Origin of the sequence: Xanthomonas sp. NCPPB 1638, assembly GCF_041475635.2 — a bacterium.
Lineage (GTDB): Bacteria > Pseudomonadota > Gammaproteobacteria > Xanthomonadales > Xanthomonadaceae > Xanthomonas > Xanthomonas cucurbitae.
In genome coordinates this window covers 2,937,910-2,959,576 of the sequence record NZ_CM192984.1, presented here as the reverse complement: position 1 = coordinate 2,959,576, position 21,667 = coordinate 2,937,910, and the positions used below count along the sequence as shown (strand labels likewise).

At 61.1% G+C, this 21,667-nt stretch carries 19 protein-coding genes and 2 pseudogenes; 14 read left to right on the top strand and 7 right to left on the bottom strand.

The window, feature by feature from the left end; all coding sequences use genetic code 11:
• Positions 1-45 precede the first annotated feature (45 nt).
• The 7 genes from ACCQ13_RS12710 to ACCQ13_RS12680 form a co-directional block, all read right to left on the bottom strand.
• Positions 46-1,176, bottom strand: coding sequence for a protein-glutamate methylesterase/protein-glutamine glutaminase (locus ACCQ13_RS12710; protein ID WP_167526910.1), 1,131 nt, complete (start codon positions 1,174-1,176; stop codon positions 46-48).
• A gap of 15 nt (positions 1,177-1,191) precedes the next feature.
• Entirely contained in the window at positions 1,192-1,998 is an 807-nt protein-coding gene (locus tag ACCQ13_RS12705) for a CheR family methyltransferase (protein ID WP_104604480.1), read from the bottom strand.
• A gap of 3 nt (positions 1,999-2,001) precedes the next feature.
• A complete protein-coding gene (locus ACCQ13_RS12700; protein ID WP_104604482.1) occupies positions 2,002-3,288 on the bottom strand; it encodes an EAL domain-containing response regulator in 1,287 nt (428 codons plus the stop codon).
• Between the two features lie 25 nt (positions 3,289-3,313).
• Complete coding sequence (locus tag ACCQ13_RS12695) at positions 3,314-3,826, bottom strand: chemotaxis protein CheW (RefSeq protein WP_104604484.1); 513 nt, start codon at positions 3,824-3,826, stop codon at positions 3,314-3,316.
• Between the two features lie 12 nt (positions 3,827-3,838).
• Complete coding sequence (locus ACCQ13_RS12690) at positions 3,839-5,992, bottom strand: methyl-accepting chemotaxis protein (RefSeq protein ID WP_104604486.1); 2,154 nt, start codon at positions 5,990-5,992, stop codon at positions 3,839-3,841.
• A gap of 66 nt (positions 5,993-6,058) precedes the next feature.
• Positions 6,059-8,059, bottom strand: a complete 2,001-nt coding sequence (locus tag ACCQ13_RS12685; protein ID WP_104604488.1) for a chemotaxis protein CheA — start codon at positions 8,057-8,059, stop codon at positions 6,059-6,061.
• 19 nt (positions 8,060-8,078) lie between these two features.
• The gene (locus ACCQ13_RS12680; RefSeq protein WP_104604490.1) at positions 8,079-8,408 is read right to left on the bottom strand and encodes an STAS domain-containing protein; all 330 of its coding nucleotides are present in this window, start codon (positions 8,406-8,408) and stop codon (positions 8,079-8,081) included.
• A 549-nt stretch (positions 8,409-8,957) separates the two neighbouring features.
• On the opposite strand from ACCQ13_RS12680, the gene ACCQ13_RS12675 reads away from it, so the two are divergent.
• The 14 genes and pseudogenes from ACCQ13_RS12675 to ACCQ13_RS12610 all read left to right on the top strand — a co-directional run bounded on the left by ACCQ13_RS12675 (position 8,958) and on the right by ACCQ13_RS12610 (position 21,663).
• Positions 8,958-9,557, top strand: a complete 600-nt coding sequence (locus ACCQ13_RS12675; RefSeq protein WP_104604492.1) for a hypothetical protein — start codon at positions 8,958-8,960, stop codon at positions 9,555-9,557.
• Between the two features lie 1,187 nt (positions 9,558-10,744).
• Entirely contained in the window at positions 10,745-11,392 is a 648-nt protein-coding gene (locus ACCQ13_RS12670) for a hypothetical protein (protein WP_167527009.1), read from the top strand.
• A gap of 31 nt (positions 11,393-11,423) precedes the next feature.
• Positions 11,424-12,560, top strand: coding sequence for a TrbL/VirB6 family protein (locus ACCQ13_RS12665; protein ID WP_159407291.1), 1,137 nt, complete (start codon positions 11,424-11,426; stop codon positions 12,558-12,560).
• Between the two features lie 40 nt (positions 12,561-12,600).
• A complete protein-coding gene (locus ACCQ13_RS12660; RefSeq protein ID WP_159407290.1) occupies positions 12,601-13,116 on the top strand; it encodes a DUF4189 domain-containing protein in 516 nt (171 codons plus the stop codon).
• 128 nt (positions 13,117-13,244) lie between these two features.
• Positions 13,245-13,775 carry a hypothetical protein gene (locus tag ACCQ13_RS12655; protein ID WP_159407289.1) on the top strand — a complete coding sequence of 177 codons (531 nt, stop codon included), beginning with the start codon at positions 13,245-13,247 and terminating at the stop codon, positions 13,773-13,775.
• Entirely contained in the window at positions 13,772-14,431 is a 660-nt protein-coding gene (locus ACCQ13_RS12650; protein ID WP_159407288.1) for a hypothetical protein, read from the top strand. Before ACCQ13_RS12655 ends, ACCQ13_RS12650 begins: the two co-directional genes overlap by 4 nt.
• Complete coding sequence (locus ACCQ13_RS12645) at positions 14,428-15,783, top strand: Tle-like phospholipase domain-containing protein (RefSeq protein ID WP_159407287.1); 1,356 nt, start codon at positions 14,428-14,430, stop codon at positions 15,781-15,783. The genes ACCQ13_RS12650 and ACCQ13_RS12645 overlap by 4 nt, the downstream gene beginning before the upstream one ends.
• A gap of 23 nt (positions 15,784-15,806) precedes the next feature.
• Positions 15,807-16,508, top strand: a pseudogene (locus tag ACCQ13_RS12640) (TrbL/VirB6 family protein); the annotation flags it as partial.
• A 255-nt stretch (positions 16,509-16,763) separates the two neighbouring features.
• Positions 16,764-17,882 carry an ISL3 family transposase gene (locus ACCQ13_RS12635; protein ID WP_159406429.1) on the top strand — a complete coding sequence of 373 codons (1,119 nt, stop codon included), beginning with the start codon at positions 16,764-16,766 and terminating at the stop codon, positions 17,880-17,882.
• A gap of 14 nt (positions 17,883-17,896) precedes the next feature.
• A pseudogene (locus tag ACCQ13_RS12630) lies at positions 17,897-18,364 on the top strand (type IV secretion system protein); the annotation flags it as partial.
• Positions 18,365-18,381: 17 nt separating this feature from the next.
• On the top strand, positions 18,382-18,930 hold the full coding sequence (locus ACCQ13_RS12625; protein ID WP_104605660.1) for a DUF4189 domain-containing protein: 549 nt from the start codon (positions 18,382-18,384) through the stop codon (positions 18,928-18,930).
• 176 nt (positions 18,931-19,106) lie between these two features.
• Positions 19,107-19,637, top strand: a complete 531-nt coding sequence (locus ACCQ13_RS12620; protein WP_104605662.1) for a hypothetical protein — start codon at positions 19,107-19,109, stop codon at positions 19,635-19,637.
• On the top strand, positions 19,634-20,293 hold the full coding sequence (locus tag ACCQ13_RS12615) for a hypothetical protein (protein ID WP_159407286.1): 660 nt from the start codon (positions 19,634-19,636) through the stop codon (positions 20,291-20,293). Before ACCQ13_RS12620 ends, ACCQ13_RS12615 begins: the two co-directional genes overlap by 4 nt.
• Positions 20,290-21,663, top strand: a complete 1,374-nt coding sequence (locus ACCQ13_RS12610) for a Tle-like phospholipase domain-containing protein (protein WP_372372126.1) — start codon at positions 20,290-20,292, stop codon at positions 21,661-21,663. Before ACCQ13_RS12615 ends, ACCQ13_RS12610 begins: the two co-directional genes overlap by 4 nt.
• Positions 21,664-21,667: the final 4 nt, after the last annotated feature.

Sequence of the window (21,667 nt, the reverse complement as noted above, 5' to 3'; positions counted from 1 at the left end):
CAAGAACGATAGCGGCAGCGGGGATGGATCTTTAGGGCCAGGCGATCAAGGATGCAACTGGGTGACGATCTCGCGCGCCATCGCGCCCAGCGGCAGGACGCGGTCGGCGCCGCCGCGCTTGATCGCCTCCTTGGGCATGCCGAACACGATGCTGGTGTGTTCGTCCTGCGCCACCGTGCGCGCGCCGGCCTGGCGCATTTCCAGCAGGCCGGCGGCACCATCGTCGCCCATGCCGGTCATGATGATGCCCAGCGCATTGCTGCCGGCTGCGCGTGCGGCCGAGCGGAACAGCACATCCACCGACGGGCGGTGCCGGTTCACGGGCGGGCCTTCCATCACTTCCACGAAGTACTGCGCGCCACTGCGCCGCAGCAGCAAATGCTTGCCGCCGGGGGCGATCAATGCCCGGCCGGGCATCACCCGGTCGTTGTTGGCGGCCTCTTTCACGGCGATCTGGCACAGGCCGTTGAGGCGCGTGGCAAAGGCCGCAGTGAACTTTTCCGGCATGTGCTGGACGATGACGATGCCCGGGCAGACGCGTGGCAGGGCGGTGAGGACTTCTTCCAGCGCCTGGGTGCCGCCGGTCGAGGTACCGATGGCCACGATGCGTTCGGTGGTCTGTGCCAGCGCACGGCCGCTTTGCGCGGGGAGGATCACGTCGGCGGTGTGCTTGACCTCGGCTTCCAGTGGTGCGGCGGTCACGCGTGCGGCCAGCCGCTTGACGTTGGCGCGTGCGGCGCTGCGCACCGTGGCCACCAGCTCATCGGCCGAATCGGTGAGGAATTGCTTGAGCCCCAGCCGGGGTTTGGTCACCACCGCCACCGCACCGGCAGCCAGCGCATCCATGGTCACGCGCGCGCCTTTTTCGGTGAGCGTGGAGCAGATCACCACCGGGGTGGGGCGCTCGCTCATGATCTTGCGCAGGAAGGTGATGCCATCCATGCGCGGCATTTCCACATCCAGCACGATCACGTCGGGCCACTGCTGGCGCATTTTCTCGATCGCCAGCAACGGGTCGGCGGCGGTGGCGATCACCTCGATGCCCTGCGCATCGTTGAGCACGCCCACCAGCACCTGGCGCACCACCGCCGAATCGTCGACCACCATCGCCTTGATGGTATTCGTGTGGGTGTTGGTGGCGGGCTGGGCGGCGGGGCGGTTGAACGCTGTCGGCACGGCGGATCCTTGGGCTCATGCTTTGCGGAAGATCGAGGGTGCCACCTGGACCAGGTCGATGTCGAGTTCGCTCAGGCTTTCCGAATGGCCGATGCAGAAATATCCGCCCGATTTCAGGTTGGCGAGCACGCGCAGGATCACCTCGCGCTTGGTCTGGCCGTTGAAATAGATCATGACATTGCGCAGGAAGATCGCATCGAAGCTGCCCAGCAGCGGCAGCGCGGTGTTGAGGTTGGCGTGCACGAACTGCACGCGCTCGCGCAGGCGCCGTTCCACCAGCAAGGTGCCGGCGTATTCGCCCTGGCCACGCAGGCAGTAGCGCTTGAGATACGGCTGCGGAATACCGTCGATGCGCTGCAGCGCGTAGTGCCCGGTGCGCGCCTTGGCCAGCACGCGGGTGCTGATGTCGGTACCCACCACCTCGAACGGACGCCCCTGCAGGCTATCGTCCAGCACCATCGCCATGCTGTAGGCCTCTTCACCGCTGGAACTGGCCGCGCTCCAGCAACGGAATGGCAACCCGCCGCGGTGCTCGTCGGACAGCTTGCGCAGCAGGTCGAAATGCTTGGGCTCGCGGAAGAAATAGGTTTCGTTGGTGGTCAGCAGATCGATTGCGGTCTGGATCTCGGTGCGGTCCTGGCGGCTTTCCAGCAGCTGCAGGTACTGGGTGTAGCTGTCGAACTGATGCTCGCGCAGGCGCTTGCCCAGGCGGCCGCACAGCATGGCCTTCTTGCCGGAGGAAATACTGATGCCGGCCGCCTCGAAGATGAAGCGCTGGAAGCGGCCGAACTCCTGTTCGGTGATGGCAGTGGCGGTACTCATGGTTCAGGCCACATCCGCATCGGCAGAGAAGGAGCCTTCGCTCAGGCGCGCGATGCGGACGGCATGTTCGCGCCACCAGTCCGAGAGCATCGGCCCGGGCATCGGCGAGCCCATGAGATAGCCTTGCGCCAGATCGCAGCCCAGCTCGCGCAGCAGGCGCCAGTCATCCGGGGTTTCCACGCCTTCGGCCACGGCGGTCAGTTCCAGCCGGTGGGCCAGTTCCAGCGTGGATTCGAGCACCGTGCGCTGGCTGTGGCTGCGGTGGGCAGCCTGCACGAAGCTGCGGTCCAGCTTGAGTTCGGTGAACGGAATGCTGGCCAGGCGTTGCAGCGACGAGAAGCCGGTGCCGTAGTCATCGATGGACAGCCCGAACCCGTGCAGGCGCAGGCGTGCCAACATGCTCAGCGCGGTGGCCGGCTCCACGATGGCGCTTTCGGTGAGTTCCAGCACCAGATCGGCCGGACTCAGGCCGTTGTCGCTCAGTTTGGCGCACAGCTGCTCGAGAAAGCCTGGTTCGCCCAGCAGCTTGGGCGACAGGTTCAAGGCCAGCGACAAGTGCAGACCCTCGCCGCGCCAGGCCACCAGTTGTGCGATCGCCTTGTCGATCACCTGCTGGGTCAGTGCGTGGATCAGGCCCTCGCGTTCGGCCAGCGGAATGAAACGGTCCGGGCCGATCATGTCGCCCTGCGGGCGGCGCCAGCGCGCCAGCGCTTCCACGCCGCGCAGCCGGCCATCCTTCAGATCGAGCTTGGGTTGGTAGGCCACGCGGATTTCGCCGCGACGCATGGCGCGATCCAGCCGCGAGGCGGCAGCGGCGCCACCTGGGGTCAATGGCGAAATCGCCGCCGACGGCAGCGTGCCGGCCGCCGTAGTGCGTGATGCGGGTTCGCACTCCAGTACGGTGGCAAGGTCCTGCAGATGCAGCGGCTTTTCGATGCCGGCGAGCACGCGCACCCCGGCGCTGCGGCTCAGTTGCATTACCGCATCGATCAGTGCACCACCACGTTGCGAGACCACCACCACCGGCACGGTGTACTGGCCGCGTGCCAGCGCATCGAGCAACTGCACGCCGTCCATGCCGGGCATTTCCAGGTCGATCAGCAGCAGCGATGGGGCGCTGGCGCGGCTCAGCCAGTCCAGCGCGGCGTGCCCATCGGCGGCGCCATCGACCACATCGGCGCCCAGCTGGCGGCAGAGGGCCATGGCGTGTTCGCGCTGGACCGCGCTGTCGTCGACCACCAGGACCGGGCCAGCCAGCGTGCAGTTGCAGGAAAGAAGGGCGGGGCGCATGGGCATCCTGGCGGGCATCCGGAGGTCAGGCCGCCAGTGCGGCGGGAAGCTGGGCCAGTGCATCCTGGCCCAGTACGGCATCGGTATCGAGCAGGATCACGAAACGCTCGCCGATCTTGCCCATGGCATGAACAAGATCGCGCGCCACGCCTGCGCCGAAGCTGGGCGTGGCAACAACATCGCTGGCCGCGATCTCCAGCACTTCGCTCACCGCATCCACCAGCAGGCCGAGGACCTGGTGCCTGTCGCCGTGGGCGATCTCCACGATCACGATGCAGCTGCGCTTGGTGATCGTGCTGGCGGTGCGCCCCACGCGTTGCTGCAGATCCACCACCGGAACCACCGCACCGCGCAGGTTGATGACCCCGCGCAGGGCCGGCGGCATCATCGGCACATCGGTGGGTACACGGTATTCGATGATTTCCTTGATGCCGACAATTCCCAGGCCGAACAGTTCCTTGCCCAACGAAAAGGTCAGGTATTGCTGCGGTGCCGTGGGCGATGGCGTGCCGGTGGTTGCGCTGCTGTGCGGTTGCATCGTCTGCCTCCTTCAGAAACTGGCGAACTGCGATTCGTCGATGGCATCGGCGCTAGCGGCCACCACACCGATCTGGCGCACGTTGGTGCGCCGTGCCGGCGCGTGGGCGGTGGTGGCTTGGCCGACCGCTACCACCCGGCGCGGCCCTGGCTTGCTGGCCTGGACGACGCCACGTCCGCCATTGCCTAGCCGGAAGAAGCCCATCAGTTGCTGCAGTTGTTCGGCCTGTGCGCTCATCTCCTCCGAGGTGGCGGCCAGTTCTTCGGCATTGGCCGCGGCCGACTGCGTGGTCTGGTTCAATTGGCCAACGGCGGTGTTGATCTGGCTGACGCCTGCAGTCTGTTCCTCGGACGCGGCGGCGATTTCCTGCACCAGGTCGGACGTGCGGCGGATCGACGGCACCATCTCACCCAGCACGCGGCCGGCGCTTTCGGCCAGCTCCACGCTGGAACCGGCCACTTCGCCGATTTCCTGCGCGGCGATCTGGCTGCGTTCGGCCAGCTTGCGCACCTCGGCGGCCACCACCGCAAAGCCCTTGCCGTGTTCGCCGGCACGCGCGGCCTCGATGGCGGCGTTGAGGGCGAGAAGGTTGGTCTGGTAGGCGATGTCGTCGATGATGCCGATCTTCTTGGCGATGTCCTTCATCGCCACCACCGTGGCGCGCACGGTGTCGCCGCCGTTGGCCGCTTCGCTGGCGGCCTTGGCGGCCATGCTGTCGGTGACGCGTGCGTTCTCGGTGTTCTGCCCGATGGAGGCGGTCATCTGCTCCAGCGAGGCGCTGGTTTCTTCCACGCCGGCGGCCTGCTCGCTGGCCGCCTGGGCCAGCGCCTGCGCGGTGGCGCTGACTTCTTCCGAGGCGCTGGCCAGGTTTTCGGCGTTGCGATTGACTTCGTCCACGATCTCGGTGAGGCGGCTCATGGTGGTGTTGACGTAGCGCTGCATGTCGGCAAACGCGCCTTCGTAGCGGCCTTCCACGGTGTGGGTGAGGTCGCCGTCGGCCATCGCGCCCATCACCTGGATGACCTCGGAGATGCTGCGCAGGTTGCCGCGTGCGCGCTCCACGGTGTCGTTGATGAAGGCTTTCTTTCCGGGAAGCTGGGCCAGCGGTGCGTCGAAATTGCCGCGGCCGAATTCGGCCACCACGCCCATCGCCAGCTTCTTCACTGCGATGTGTGCGCCCACCATCTGGTTGATGCCGGTGGCCATGCTGCGGAAGTCGCCATCGAAGCGGCTGCTGTCGATCACCACGTCGATGTCGCCGGCTTCGTGTTCCACCGACATGTGGTTGATCTCGGCGATCAGTCCGGTGAGATTGCCGCGCACTTGTTCGATGGTGTCGTTGATGAAGCGCTTCTTGCCAGGCAGCAATGGCAGCTGCGCGGTGAAGTTGCCGCGACCGAATTCGCCCACGCAGGCGATGGCCTGCTTCTTGACCGCGATATGGCTGGCCACCATGGCGTTGATGCCTTCGGCCATGCGGCGGAAATCGCCGGCAAAACGCTGGGTGTCGATGACCACATCGATATCGCCGGCATCGTGCTCGCCCGACATGCGGTTGACTTCGGCGACCAGGCCGGTGAGGTTGGCGCGGACCTGGTCGACGATCTCGTTGATGAAGGCCTTCTTGCCAGGCAGGCGTTCCAGTTCTGCGGAGAAGTTACCCCGGCCGAACTCGGCCACGCAGGCCATGGCCTGCTTCTTGACCGCGATGTGGCTGGTCACCATGCGGTTGATGCCATCGCCCATGGCGTGGAAGTCGCCATCGAACCGCGCGGCATCGATGCGCGCATCGATCTCGCCGCCATCGTGTTCGCGCAAGACCCGGTCGATCTCCTGGTGCAGGTGGCGCATGCCATCTTGCAGCGTGTGCAGACTGCGCAGGAGGTCGCTGGCCGGCTCGCCGCGAAGCGGCGGCAGGGTCACGTCGAAATGCCCGCGCGCGAAGGCATCCACGGTGGTGGTGGCTAGCTGTAGCGATGTGCTGGTGCTGCGGATGGACCAGGCCAGCAGCGCTGCCCCGAGCAGCGCGGCGACCGTACTGGCGGCCAGCAGGGCAGTGGACGACAGCGACAATGCAATGCTTGCCACGACAACGAACACGGGGACGGCAACGACCACGGCGGTGCTGAGCCAGAGCTGGGTAGCGGGCGGGAGACGATGTGACATGGCGGTGGTTTCCGAGTGTCAGGTGACGACGAAACGATGCGGTGACAGCAGAGCAACGGCGAGCGCTCAGGCGGCCAGCGCGTCCTGGGTGGGATGCAATTGCTGGATCAGACTGGGCACATCCAGGATCAGTGCGACATCGCCGCTGCCCAGGATGCTGGAGCCGCTGATGCCCTTGACCTGCGCAAAGACCTTCGAGAGCGGCTTGATGACCGTCTGCCATTCGCCCAGCAAGGTGTCCACCACCAGGCCGAAGCGCTGCGTGCCCTGACGGATCACCACGATGCTTTCGCGTGCAGGTTGTTTGCTGCCAAGCGCGAACAGCTCGCGCAGGCGCACGTACGGCAGCACGCTGCCGCGCAGGTCGATGTAGTCGCTGGCGTAGTCCGGTGCGAATTCCACGCACTCTTCCACCACGTCCAGTGGCACCACGAATACCGACTTGCCCACGCCGACCTGGAAGCCATTGATGATGGCCAGGGTCAGCGGCAGGCGGACCGAAATGGTGGTTCCCAGGCCGGCGGCGCTGTCGATGTCCACCGTGCCGCGCAGCGCGGTGATGTTGCGCTTGACCACATCCATGCCAACGCCGCGGCCGGACAGGTTGGTGACCTTTTCGGCGGTGGAAAAACCCGGCTCGAAGATCATCGCGAAGACGTCGCGGTCGCTGAGCTGGCGGCCGGGTTCGACCAGACCACGTTCCAGCGCCTTGGCCAGGATCCTGTCGCGATTCAGGCCGCCACCGTCGTCGGTGATCTGGATGACGATGCTGCCGGAGTCGTGATACGCGTTCAGGCCCACCGTGCCGCGCGCCGGTTTGCCGCGCGCCACGCGCACGTCAGCCGGTTCGATGCCGTGGTCCATTGCATTGCGCACCAGGTGGGTGAGCGGGTCGCCGATCTTTTCCACCACCGACTTGTCCAGTTCGGTGTCTTCGCCGGCCACCACCAGCGCGATGTCCTTGCCCAGTTCGCGCGCCACATCGTGTACTACGCGCTGGAAGCGACTGAAGGTGCCACCGATCTTGACCATGCGCAACTGCAGCGCGCTTTCGCGTACTTCTTCCACCAGCCCGGCCAGGATCGAAGCCGATTCCAGCAGTTGTGCATCGCCGCTGCGCTGCGCGTTGGCGTTGGTGCTGGACACGGCAATAATGAGTTCGCCCACCAGGTCGATCATGCGATCGAGCTTGTCGGCATCCACCCGGATCGAGCGCGCTTCGGCTCCGCCGCGCGTGCCGGTCTCCGCTGCTGCTCGTGGTGGGGCCGATGCGGTTGCCGGTGTGCTGGCCGGCACCGTCATCGCCGCCGGCGCAACGGTGACCAACGCGGTCGCATCGGTCGGTGCAGCTACTGCGGCGATCTCCAGCTCGCAGTCTTCGCGTACGAATTCGAACACGTCCTCGATGGCGGCGCGATCGGCATCGCTGCGCAGCAGGATCCGGAAGCCGAGATAGTTGGCCTCCGGGTCGAGCGCTTCGAGGCTCGGCAATTGGCTGTAGTCGGTGCTGATCGATTCCACCGAGCCCAGGCTGCGCAGGTTGCGGATCAGCTTGAGCGGTGAATTGCCGAAGCGCAGCGCATCGGCGAACAGCTTCAGGCTGATGCGCCAGTAACCGCTCTGTTTTTCGGGCGCGCCGTGTTGCGCAACTGCGGCGGTGACGCCGCAGGCGCTACCCTGCAGATAGGTCTGCAACTGCGCCAGCAGCGGTTCGGCTTCGGCGGCCAATGCGGCCGCATCGGCGTGGCCGGGATCGGCCGCAGTCTCCACCAAGGCGTGAATGTGGTCGCAGCACACCAGCAGCAGCGCGATCAGTTCAGAGCTCAGTGTCAGCGCTTCGTCGCGTACCAGGTCCAGCACGCTTTCCACCACATGGGTGAAGCCCACCAGCTGCGGCAGGTCGAACAGGCCGCCCGAGCCCTTGATGGTATGCGCGGCGCGGAAGATCGCGTTGACCGCATCGGGCGAGGATTCGCCGCGCTCGGCTTCGAGCAGGTGGCGTTCCATGTCTTCGAGCAGGTCCCGGCTTTCGGCCAGGAAGGTTTGCATCAGCTGGTGCATGTCCATGCGCGCGTCACCCGGTCCGTTAGTGAATTCGTGCGTCGAGGCTTGCGACCGCGTGCGGATACAAGGCTTCGAGCAGGCCGAGCAGTTCGATCACATCGACTACGGCGCGGCTGGAATCGGTGAGCGAAAACGGTCGTCCGTCGGCCTGGATCGCCTGCTTGGTGGCCAGCAGCAACTGCAGGCCGGTGGTGTCGATCTCGCTGACCGCGCCCAGATCCAGATGCAGCCCGCCCGGATGCTCCAGCGCCGGCAGCAGCAACGGCTTGAGCTCGGCGGCGCGGCGGATGGTCATCTCGCCTTCCAGGGCAAGCGTCAACGGCGCAGGCAAATCGGGCGATAGGGTGCTCATGGGTGCCTCGGGCGGTACGGTGGCGCGGGGAGTTCGCTGCGACACGGGCAACATGCGCTCCACGCATGCCGCAAGGTGCCGGTCCAAGGAGGTATCGGCTCCTTGCAGGAATATTTAGTCGAAATTCAGCGCGATTGTGGAACTGCGAAGCCGGTCACTCCATGGAGGTTAATGGCTCAGGTTCGTCGCAAGCGAGCTCAAAGGCAGCGATTGGCGATCGGTCCGGAGCGGCGGCGGTTGGCGGTAGGGGGGGGGCGCAGGGCGGCCAGACTGGCGAACATGCGCTCGGCTTGCCGCTGTGCCGGAGAGGCGGCTGCTCCTGCTGGGCTTGCCTGCCGGTGGCGGATGCCGCCTGGCGACTGGCGTGCAAGATCGATCGACCAGCATCCTTGGATAATCGATTCACGCGCAGGAGATCCTGGAGTGCCCCCGTGGCGTATGCTCCACTACGGCCTGCCGGGAACTGCTGGACGTGGTGGGGATGGTGGAGGTCGCGGTGGCGGGTAATCCACTTAACGCGCATTGCATCCAAACGTTGGGAGAACGACGATGAAGAGCCAGAATGTCCCCGAACTGCTGCAAGCCAACGCCATTCTGGGGGCGTCCAGACAGCAGTTGCAGGAGGCCGTCAAGGCCATGGCCATACTGCTCGCGACCATGAGGCAACGCGACGAGCGCCTGCAGGAGCTGGTACAGCAGCAGATGCAGACGCTGCAGTATGCAATCGACGACGCCGATCAGCGGATCGACCAGGTAGTGGAAAGTGCGCTGCCGCAGCTGGTGCAAGCGAGCCAGCAGGGGCTGGATCCGGCACTGGACCAGTTCGACAAGACGCTGGCCGAGGCCGAAACCAGTCTGCAGCAGACCACACAGCGTTTCCTGCAAGCGCAGCGGTCCTTCGAGACCGCCGCCGCGCGGCGCCTGTGGCTTGCGTCCACCGCCATGCTGGTGGCAGGCGCCATCGGTATCGCGATGGCCGGCTACGTGGTGTACACCGCCATGTCACTGGCGACCGAGACGGCGCACGACCGGGCAGAATTCGTCGTTCCGGAACGGGTCGAGCGCACGGAGCTGGTGCCCTGCGGCAATGACCGGCCGTGCGCCGCTGGCGAGGCGAATGCCGCGCTCCAAGAGCAGAAAGGCGAGTAGCGGGACGTTGCGCTGCAGCAATTGCTGAGCGGCTAGCCAGCGGTGCCTGATCCCCACGCCGCGTGCGCCGGTTCCAATGATAATTTCGCGTGCATCGGTTCCAATGATAATTTGAGGGCTGCCATTCTGGCGAAGACGGAAAGTTAGGCGCCCCAGTCTGGGCCGTGGAAACCGGTGGCTAGACTGTCTCGCTGAGCCATGCTTATCGCAAATCGTCCAGAGACAAGCATGTCACTTCAACTACTACCAGGGAGGTATTCATCATGAAGCGATGCACCATGGCCACCACGCTTGCACTGGCTGCGGCGTTAGGTCTTGGCGTGAGCGCCCCAGTTCGCGCCCAGGCGGTAGATCCGTGTTCGGTCTTTCTTTGCATGGCCGGCGTGTCCGGCCCTGACGCTGGCGCTCCCGGTCCCGAATGTACGGCGTCGATCGCAGCCTTCCATGCCATCCAGGTATGGAGCCCGGCCTTCAACCCGCCGGCCACGGCGACTGCACGCCGGACCTACCTGATGACGTGTCCAGGCGTTGTCCCAGTGAATCAAGCGACCCTGGAATTGATCATCTCGAAGTGGGGCTACACGCCTTGACGGAGATCGCCCACTGACCCGGAATCGGCCACCTGTCGTGACATGGGGGGGGGGGCACGCGCACGTCTCCAGTAGCTGCCTAGGGTGAGGCAACCCCCCGATCGGATGTCAGATTTTTCCTACTCGGGCAACGTTGCTCCTGAGGTGGCGGACGCTAGACGATGGAATGACGGTCTGGAGCGCTGGCAAATAGTGGCAATTTGTCTTGACCTATGCCAGTGTTGCTAACAACCTGCCTCAACCTTACATAGGATAATGGCCCAGCGGGCGCTCATCTCCGCACCCCTGGCGACGTCTTTCACGTCGCTGCGCCTGTGTCTGAACAGAGCTCTGGCACTTCAGGATTGCGTGACGCGCTTGACTCCCGGCCACTTGCCTGGGCTATGTATTGCCTTCCTGCCTGTGCCCTCGTTATCCCTCGTTTGCTGCCCCGCCCTCCATCTGCACCCAACAAGATCGACGAGTCCCGCCATGAATGACCGCTCACGCCGCTCACGCCCTTCGTTCTCACGCCTCGCCGCAGGCTTGTTACTTGCTGCCGGTCTTGGCGCTGGGCCCGCGAATGCGGTGGGTGTGATTGTCAATGACCCAACGTCGATGGGGAAGGCTTTGCAGGAGTACGCAGAGCAGGCCAAGCGATGGACCGACACTCTCAAGCAGTATCAGCAGCAGCTGGATCATTATCAGCAGCAGCTCATCAAGCTTCAGCGGTTGAACCTGGGGACTTCCACCATGGCCGACAACTTTGCCGAACGTCCTGAAGACTATGGCCTGCAAGACGACTGCCCGGGTTCCTCGCCAGCCGGCCTCTCAGGAATGCTGCAGCAATTCAAATCTCTCGCACCGAACATGAGTGGCAAGATGGTGGAGGAGCAAATGAAGGTATGCACACGCATGGTGCTGGCGAAAAATGCCAAGTACAACGAGTCAGTACGCATGATCAAGCGCCTCATAGAGCGCAACAATCAGTTCAAAACGGTGGAGGCGCAGCGCGACAAAGGTGGTACCAGCCAAGGAGCGCTTGCTGCCAACGATAACGAAGTGCAGCGTTTCATCGCACAGAACGCCATGGACCTGGATTACTGGCAGGCGCAGATGACAGCGTATGACAGCTATATCGTTGGGCTCAAGGAAGACCAGTCGCGATTGGCCAGGAAAGCGCTGGATGGCGACAAGAACAGCTGGCTCAAACCGTTGGGGCAGGTCGTGCAGGCCGCAACGCTGAAAGCAGCCTTGTCCAATTGACCGTTCCATCACGACAGGCAGGCAGAAGATAATGGACGCAGTTCTCCACGGAGCGATGAACGGGTTGCAGCCCTTGGCGGATATCGGCCTCGGCGACTTCGTGTTCTTCAAACTGGTCAACGACTACTTCAGCAACGAGATTCAGGCGTTCGGCCTGCAGCTGATGAGCCGTACCATGAGGTGGGTCAGTACGATCACATTGACGGTCACCACGCTGTGGGTCTTGCTTCTGGGCTATCGCATCGCCACCGGGCAATCGCGTGAAAACGCAATGGCGACAATGATCAAGGCGGCGAAGGTCGCGATCATCATCAGCGTTGCTTCAGCTGTCGGGGTCAACGGCGCAATGCTGCACCAGACCATGACCCAAGGCCTGGATAAGGAGATCCATGGTCTGTTTACCGGTGAGCAAGACAGCACCGCCTCCGATGCGATCGACGAAAATCTTGCCTACACGCAGCTGGCGCTGACGGCGCTGGATGCGGTGCGCGTCGACCCTGCAGATCCTGAGGCACTGGAGAAGAAAAGCCGTGCTGTGCTGCTGGCAGGCTTCGGCACTGCCAGCCCGCCGATGGCGGCTGGGGCGATGCTGCTGTTGTTCAAGTTCACCATGGCCTTCCTGATCGGGATCGGGCCGATTTTCATCCTGGCGCTGATCTTCGACCAGACCAAGGACCTGTTCAAGAAATGGCTGTTCTATTTACTCGGCACGTTGTTCTCGATGGCCATGCTGTCGGCGGTGACGGCGATGGTGCTGAAATTCACGGCAAAAGTGGCTGCGGCCTACTGGGCTGCACAACTGTTCACGTTGGGCAATGCGGAAGGATTGTCGAGCCAGGCGCTGCAACAGGGCGGTATCGGGCTGTTCATGACGGTGCTAATCATCACCGTGCCAACATTGGCGGCCGCAATTTGGCAGGGGAATATGGGGACGTTCATGGCATATTCGGCATTTGGTGGCGGTGGTGCTGCGAGTCCGGGGCCGCAGGGGCAACCTGCTGGGTCGTATATTCCGCAGCAGATAGATAGAAATACTAATCAAGCGCAAGGACAGAGTGCAGAGTCAACTGCTGCAGTTAAAGCGATTGGTGGTGCGGCAAACTCTGCGGTCATCCAAGAAGCAGGCTCGCGCGGTAATGCCGGAAGACGTGAAAGCGGCGACGTCTAAAGGCACCACTCATGTATTGTGCTAAAAAGGTCGTGCGAATATGCGTTTTAATAATGTTTATCCATTTTCTTTATTGATGGTCGGGTTTTCAGCTATGGCTGAACAGGGCTGTCCCCCGGGGCAGTACCCCATCGGTGGGCAAGGAGTGGCTGCATGTGCACCTATTCCCCAAGAAAATTCTATCCAGCAGCAACCTCGTGCGAGCGGTAAGTGGATAAAAACTTGGGGGGCAATTGCACACGATCCGATAAGCGGAACACTTGGTGTTGCAGTAGGTAGAATTTCTAAGCGTGAGGCGCAGGAAGAAGCGCGAGCTAAATGCATTGAGGTTGGTGGAAGTCAATGTAAGGATTGGGTGAACTACGAGAATCAGTGCGTCGCGATAGCAGGGCCTCAAAAGGATGGGGCTAATGCCTCAGGGAGGCTCCATTTCGCGCGAGGTCCATCAATTGATGATGTTCAACGAGATGCAGTGAATGGTTGCTCATCAGCAAGCAGCATGCAATGTGGAATTCTTTACTCCGCTTGCTCGGAGCCGATTTTCAAAAAATATTGAATTCGAAAATTCAAAATCGAAGGCGTCAATCTTTAAATGCGGAATTCCCACTTGGTAGCCCTCAAAGCTCATCCCTTACCTCTGACTACGTCCGTAGTTAGCTTAATAGAGCTCGCAGGAGCGAAGTAATGGATACCGTCTTCTCCCCCCATAACGCAGATTGGCACCGCTCACCCAAGGGCGTTCGATGCATGTTGACTATCCTGCTGATTTCAACCTTACTGACCGCGAGCTTGGTCGTCCTCGCCTATCGAACTTCGTTCACGTTCCTGATGGGCCTTGCACAGTATGCCGCCACCATCTGTGCTGTATTGCACTTCGCCGTGGTGTCGATGCTGCTGGGGCTCGTTGCTGGTGCTATGACTGTTTGGAAAGAGCTGCAAGCAGCGGGAAAACATACCGAAGAGGCGAGACAGCTTCGCCGGGCGATTGTCAGTGCGGGTGCAATGACACTTCTGATGTTCATGCTTGTAGTGGCAGCGGCTTGCGTCCCCTTTGTGATGGATGTCATTAGGAAGGTTCCCGAGTTCGGTTTGGTCTTCGCGCTCATGCTCATCACTTTGTTGATATATCGTGTCAACATTAACCGCATTTGTTCACGACTCACCGATTCCATGACAGCTGCGCAGCGTGCGGCACAACGCACGATGACAGCATGAACGGGAAGCTGGGAATCAGAATTGCTGGCTCTCTGGTCTTGGTTTTCTTGACAGGATGCAACCCTATGAACACTGGCTCTGAAAGACACGACACCGGCGCGACCACCACCGACGGCGATCCGGTCTACCGCAAGAACCCGCATCCGACCCAGGCGTACCGGATCACGATGACCATCAAGGATGCGCCGGGGCCGTTCGAGTGGGTGTCGGGAACTGCGTTCTATGACATGACCAACCGCGACGACTGTGCGCCGTTCGATGCTGCATTGGGTATGTCAACAAAAGCCAAGGAAGATGGGATTCCAATCGATTTCCAAAAGATCAATGACGCCACTTACGTGACCACGATCCACACAGATGGCATGGCTGACGCTGATTACTACGGAAAAGGTGTCTGCTATTGGGAATTTGGCGGCATAGGAGTTTCACTGAAAGCGACAGGTAAAAGCGAGGAAACTGAATTTTTGCCGAGTTTAGGTGGCAAGCAGGTGGTGACACTGACTCCTGAAACGAAATATTTTTGGAGCTCCCGCTACCCAGCGTCCGAGATGGCGAGCTTCCCCGACATGGGTCAGTCGAAAGTCGAAGACTTTAATAAGGAAGCACGGAGTAATCTGTTCAAGGTGACGCTAACAGCCGAAAGGATAGCCCCATGAGCTTGACTAGCCAGCAATATGCAGCACTTTCGCGCGATGTCTATGACAAGCCAGAAAGGACAGGGCCAAGAAGCCCGGCTGTGGATATCGGCGGGGTTTCTTATCAACGCATGAAGTATGTAGACAGTTCCTCTGGCTATCAAGGCATCGTCTATCAGCGCGTCGATACGCGTGAGATCATCGTCGCTCACCGCGGCACCGAGACCGACCGACAGCTGAAAGAAGATGGCATCTACACCGACGGTGGCATGGTTGCAGCCCGCCACAACAGGCAGGCTGCCGAGGCGCTTGAGCTGACGCGATATGCGTTGAACTATGCGCACGAACTCGGCAAAGGCGGCAAAGCCCCCGACGTCACCGTCACCGGCCACTCGCTCGGTGGCAACCTGGCCCAGGTCACTGCGCACCACTTCGGCCTCAAGGGCGAGACCTTCAACGCCTATGGCGCAGTCAGCCTGGATCGTCGCATTCCCGAGGGCGGCAACGCTGTCATCAATCATGTGATGGCTGGCGATGCGGTCAGTGCTGCCAGCAAGCACTATGGCCAGGTCAAGCTCTACGCCACTCAGCAGGAGATTGCCTTGCTGGAAAAGGCGGGTTACGCCAATGACCGCAGTCTTTTGGATGCACGTAATCCAGCGGTCGCCCAACCGCTCGCCGACTCGCACCGCATGCACAACTTCCTGCCGGTGGATGCCAATGGCAGTCCAGACCGCTCGGTGCTGGAAGACCCCAAGGCGCAGCAGTTAGCCCGTCACTACGCGCCGATGATCGACAAGTATCGCGATGACGTGGACGTGTTGCGTGGTGGCTTGACGCTTGGTGCACGCGGCGGTTATGGCCTGGCCGTCGATGCCATCGATCGTCTGCGCGGAACGTTGGAAGCCGGCGCTGGAACGACAGAGATGGCCGGCGCACGCTGGCAGGAGGTGCAGCAGCGCATGGAGGCAGAGCACCAACAGCAGTACGTGGCACCCGGCTGGAAGATGCCGTTGGGCGCCCCTGGCACCTCCACCGAGCATTGTGTCGAGTCGGACGCCGCTTCCATGGAGAACGATCCGTTGTATCGCTCCATCCACAGCAAACTGCCACAGGGCACCTCCGATGCAGTGGTCATGCATGCGACCGTGGAGGCCAAACGCGCTGGTATCGTCAACGTCGATCATCTGCGCAGTGTGACCGTGCAGGATGGTAATGCCTGGATCCTTGGTCATACACCGGGTTTCCGCACCAAGGTCGATCTGGCAGCCGACGTGCCGCCATTGCAGGAGAGCCAGCAGCAGTCGCACGCTCTGGATGCACAGCGGCCGCAACCGGACATGCCCCCGCCGGCACCGACGCGTGGAATGTAGCGATGTATGACCGAATGACGCCGATGACTGCACCCTTGCAGGCTACCGCCGCTGTAAACCGACGTGCGCATCGTGCGATCAGCCGGTTGCAGCCCTTGGCGGATATCGGCCTCGGCGACTTCGTGTTCTTCAAACTGGTCAACGACTACTTCAGCAACGAGATTCAGGCGTTCGGCCTGCAGCTGATGAGCCGTACCATGAGGTGGGTCAGTACGATCGCATTGACGGTCACCACGCTGTGGGTCTTGCTTCTGGGCTATCGCATCGCCACCGGGCAATCGCGTGAAAACGCAATGGCGACAATGATCAAGGCGGCGAAGGTCGCGATCATCATCAGCGTTGCTTCAGCTGTCGGGGTCAACGGCGCAATGCTGCACCAGACCATGACCCAAGGCCTGGATAAGGAGATCCATGGTCTGTTTACCGGTGAGCAAGACAGCACCGCCTCCGATGCGATCGACGAAAATCTTGCCTACACGCAGCTGGCGCTGACGGCGCTGGATGCGGTGCGCGTCGACCCCACCGATCCTGAGGCACTGGAGAAGAAAAGCCGTGCTGTGCTGCTGGCAGGCTTCGGCACTGCCAGCCCGCCGATGGCGGCTGGGGCGATGCTGCTGTTGTTCAAGTTCACCATGGCCTTCCTGATCGGGATCGGGCCGATTTTCATCCTGGCGCTGATCTTCGACCAGACCAAGGACCTGTTCAAGAAATGGCTGTTCTATTTACGGCTCATCGCGGATTCGTGTGGGTGCCTTGAGGCCCCTGAATCTGCGTTGAGCCTTGGAAACAGGCCCTTTCCACCGTCCCAGAAGGTGGTACATCCTGTGCTGACTTCTTGACGCGGTGTTCTGCATGAAAACGGGCCGTCGGCTGAGTGAGTTGTTTTCCTTCCCTGGCTTCGCGGCGGAGTCCACGCTCAAGGGCGTGTTCGGCGCCCCGAAGGCGCGGATCGTGACCTTGCGGCGCCGAAAAAAACGGCCGTGTGTTCCAACTGTGGCCATCGGTGTCGCAGCCGCTACGACAAGCGCCTGTGCCGCGCCCGCGACTTGCGGGCGGCCGGCTGGATGCTGTTCGTGGAGTTTGAGCGCTGGCGGGTCGATTGCCCGGGGTGCGGCGGCGTGCACGTAGAGCGGCTGGACTGGCTGGCCAAGAATCCGCGCTACACCGAGCGATTCGCCCTGCATGTGGGCAATCTGTGCCGGAGCATGACGCACAAGGCCGTGGCTGAGCTGGAGCGCCTGCACGACAGCACGGTCAAGGAGCTGTCCAAGCTGTACATGGCCGAGCAGGTGCGCCGGGCGGGGACGCCGGCGCCGCGCGCCATCGGCATCGACGAGATCGCGATCCACAAGGGCCATGACTACCGCGTTGTGGTCAGCGATCTGGAGCGCGGCCGACCGATCTGGTTCGGCGGCAGTGGGCGCACCGAGGCGGACATCGACCAGTTCTTCGCCGAATTGGGCCCAAAACGTAGCGCCGGCATCGACGTGGCGGTGATGGACATGTGGCGGCCGTTTCGCAACTCGGTGGGCAAGAACGCGCCCAACGCCAGCATCGTGTTCGACAAATTCCACATCATGCGCCACCTGTCCGACGCGCTCGATCAGGTGCGGCGCGACGAGTACAAGCGCCTTCAAGGCCAGGATCGCAGTTACATCAAGGGCCAGCGTTACACCCTGCTGAGCAATCGCGAAAACCTTACCCTGGACGGTCGGAAGGCGCTCGCCAAGCTGCTGGCGGCCAACAAACGTCTGAACACGGCGTACCTGCTGAAAGAGTCCTTCGGGCAGCTGTGGAGCTACCGCACCGAGCGAGGTGCACGGGAGTTCTTCGAGCGCTGGAAGCAGAGTCTGCGCTGGCAGCGGCTGGCGCCCTACCAGACGTTCGTGGGGATGATCGAGCGGCACTGGGACGGCATCGCGGCGTACTGCAGGCCGGAGAACAAGGTCAGCCTCGGCCTGGTGGAAGGGCTCAACAACAAGATCCGGGTCATCCAGCGCAGCGCCTACGGCTATCGCGACGAGGAGTTCCTGAGGCTCAAGATCATCGCCAGCTTCCTGCCCGCGCTACCCGAAAATGCTCGATTGCACCCACAGTGATCCGCGAAGATCCCTATTTACTGGGCACGTTGTTCTCGATGGCCATGCTGTCGGCGGTGACGGCGATGGTGCTGAAATTCACGGCAAAAGTGGCTGCGGCCTACTGGGCTGCACAACTGTTCACGTTGGGCAATGCGGAAGGATTGTCGAGCCAGGCGCTGCAACAGGGTGGTATTGGGCTGATTATGACGATGCTCATCATCACCGTGCCTACGTTGGCGGCGGCCGTCTGGCAAGGCAGCATGAGCAACTTCATGCACTTCTCCGCGTTTGGTGGAGGCGCTGCATCGAGCCCTGGGCCGCAGGGGCAGCCGGCTGGGTCTTATGTGCCGCAACAGATAGCTAAAGATAATTCGGTTACACCTCCCTCATCTCTGGGTTCAGTGGGTCAGCGGGTTTCCGGCACTCCACAAGCCGCTCCCCCTCAAGAGGGTAGTGGTTCTAGAGGTATAGCTAATCAGGGTGATAGCCGACTGACTTGAGTCGAAGAGGGGTATTTATGAAATTTAGCTGGGTATTGATTTTTTTCGCCCTGTGTATTGCCAGTAATGCTAAGGCGGAGCAAGGCTGCCCGCCGGGCCAGATTCCTGCGACGGCAAACGGCAGTATTACATCCTGTGGTCCTATTCCCACCGGTTATTACGAGCAGCAGAGTTCTGATGCCCCTCGGCCGAGTGGCAAGTGGATAAAAACGTGGGGAGCTATAGCGATGGGGTCTGTCGACTCTATTTTTAGCTATGGCGTAACTACCGGAAAAATCTCCAAAGCTGAGGCTGAAAAGGACGCTCTCAATCGTTGCGCCTCCCATGGCGAAAAAGACTGCAGGATCGGGCTTGCTTATAAAAACCAATGTGCTGCTATCGCTGAGCCAAAAGTTAACGGCAAGCCATTTTCAACTGGCCGTTCAAATTTTGTGGGTGCTGGGACAACTGTAGAGGCAAGTAATGTTGCTTTGGATAGATGCAAAGCTGACAATGGGGCTACGCCGGGCGTAGAGTGTAAGATTATTTATGAAGCATGCTCGGAACCTATTTTCAAATCTTATTGATAAATTTACGGTATAAAAAGGAAAATTCATCAAGGTTTGCAGAATTTTCGCAGCGTTCTTCCTGTACGCTACTGCTATCTGGTTTAATTCAGGGTGGCGAATTCTATGAAGTCATTCCTCATTAAAACCCTGGTTGCGGCCGCTGTTAGTTCAATATAGCTTGTAGGAGCGATGTAATGGAAAGAGTATTCTCCTCCCATCACGTACATTGGTGCCGCTCACCCAAGGGCGTTCGGCGGATGTTGACTATCCTGCTGACGTCGACCCTGCTCACTGCAAGTTTGGCTGCCTTGGCCTATCGAACTTCGTTCGTCGTCCTCTTGGAGCTTGCGCAGTATGCGGCCACCATCTGTGCTGTATTGCACTTCGCTGTAGTGTCGATGCTACTGCGGATCGTTGCAGGTGCTCTGACTGCTTGGAAAAAGCTGCAAGCAGAGGAAAAAAATACCGAAGAACTGAGACAGCTTCGCCAGATTATTGTCGGCGCGACTGCAATGACAATTCTGATGTTTATGTTTGCAGTGGCTGCGACCTGCGTCCCCTTTGCGATGGATGTAATCAGGGATGTTCCCGAGTTCGGTTTGGTCTTCGCGCTCATGCTCATCACTTTGTTGATATATCGTGTCAACATTAACCGCGTTTGTTCACGACTCACGGATTCTATGGTAGCTGCGCAGCGTGCTGCACAACGCACGATGACAGCATGAACGGGAAGCTGGGAATCAGAATTGCTGGCTCTCTGGTCTTGGTTTTCTTGACAGGATGCAACCCTATGAACACTGGCTCTGAAAGGCGCGACACTGGCGCGACCACCACCGACGGCGATCCGGTCTACCGGAAGAACCCGCATCCGACCCAGGCGTACCGGATCACGATGACCATCGAGGATGCGCCGGGGCCGTTTGAGTGGGTGTCGGGAACTGCGTTCTATGATATGACTAATCGTGATGCGTGCACGCCCTTTGATCGCTCATTGGGCATGTCGACAAAGCAGAAAGAAGATGGGATTCCAATCGATTTCCAAAAGATCAATGACGCCACTTACGAGGCCACGATCTACACAGATGGCATGGCCGATGCTGATTACTACGGCAAAGGTATCTGCTATTGGGAATTTGGCGGTTTAGGAGTTTCACTGAAAGCGACAGGTAAAGGCGAGGAAACAGAATTCTTGCCGAGTCTAGGTAATAAGCAGGTCGCGACACTGACTCCTGAAACCAAATATTTTTGGAAGTCTCGCTACCCAGCGTCCGGGATGGCGGGCTTCCCCGACATGGGTCAGTCGAAAGCCGAAGACTTTAATAAGGATGCACGGAGTAATCTGTTCAAGGTGACGCTAATAGCTGAAAGGATAGCCCCATGAGCCTGACTAGCCAGCAATATGCATCACTTTCGCGCGATGTCTATGACAAACCAGAAAAGACAGGACCAAGAAGCCCGCCTGTGGATATCGGCGGGGTTTCTTATCAACGCATGAAGTATGTAGATAGCCCTTCCGGCTATCAAGGCATCGTCTACCAGCGGGTCGATACGCAGGAGATCATCGTCGCTCACCGCGGCACCGAGACCGACCGACAGCTCAAGGAAGATGGTTTTTACACCGACGGCGGCATGGTTGCAGCCCGCCACAACAACCAGGCTGCCGAGGCGCTTGAGCTGACGCGATATGCGTTGAACTATGCGCATGAACTCGGCAAAGGCGGCAAAGCCCCCGACGTCACCGTCACCGGCCACTCCCTCGGCGGCAACCTGGCCCAGGTCACTGCGCACCACTTCGGCCTCAAGGGCGAGACCTTCAATGCCTATGGCGCAGTCAGCCTGGATCGTCGCATTCCCGAAGGCGGCACCGCTGTCATCAATCATGTGATGGCCGGCGATGCGGTCAGCGCTGCCAGCAAGCACTATGGCCAGGTCAAGCTCTACGCCACTCAGCAGGAGATTGCCTTGCTGGAAAAAGCGGGTTACGCCAATGATCGCAGTCTTTTGGATGCACGCAATCCAGCGGTCGCCCAACCGCTCGCCGACTCGCACCGCATGCACAACTTCCTGCCGGTGGATGCCAATGGCGATCCAGACCGCTCGGTGCTGGAAGATCCCAAGGCGCAGCAGTTAGCCCGTCAGTATGCGCCAATGATCGACAAGTACCGCGATGACGTGGAAGTGTTGCGTGGTGGCTTAACGCTTGGTGCACGCGGTGGTTATGGCCTGGCCGTCGATGCCATCGATCGTCTGCGCGGAACGTTGGAAGCCGGCGCTGGAACGACAGAGATGGCCGCCGCACGCTGGCAGGAGGTGCAGCAGCGCATGGAGGCAGAGCACCAACAGCAGTACGTGGCACCCGGCTGGAAGATGCCGTTGGGGGCAGGCAGCGAAGTGGATGCGTCGACAACGCCGCCTGGTCGGTTTGGCGAGCCTGCCTCCGCATCGGTTCCCAACGATCCGCTTTATCAGGCCATCCACAGCAAGCTCCCTGCCGGCACCTCGCCGGCCGAGGCCATGCATGCAACGGTGGAAGCCAAGCGTGTGGGTATCCTGAGTGTCGATCAATTGCACAGCGTGACATTGCATCAGGACGTGGTTTGGATCATCGGCCAGACACCGGGCTTTCGGGCCAAGGTGGATTTGTCCGAGACGGTGCCTCCATTGCAGGAGAGCATCCGCCAGTCGCAGGCCCTGGACGCGCAGCGCAGCCAGCCAGACATGCCCCCGCCGGCACCGATGCGTGGAATGTAAGACG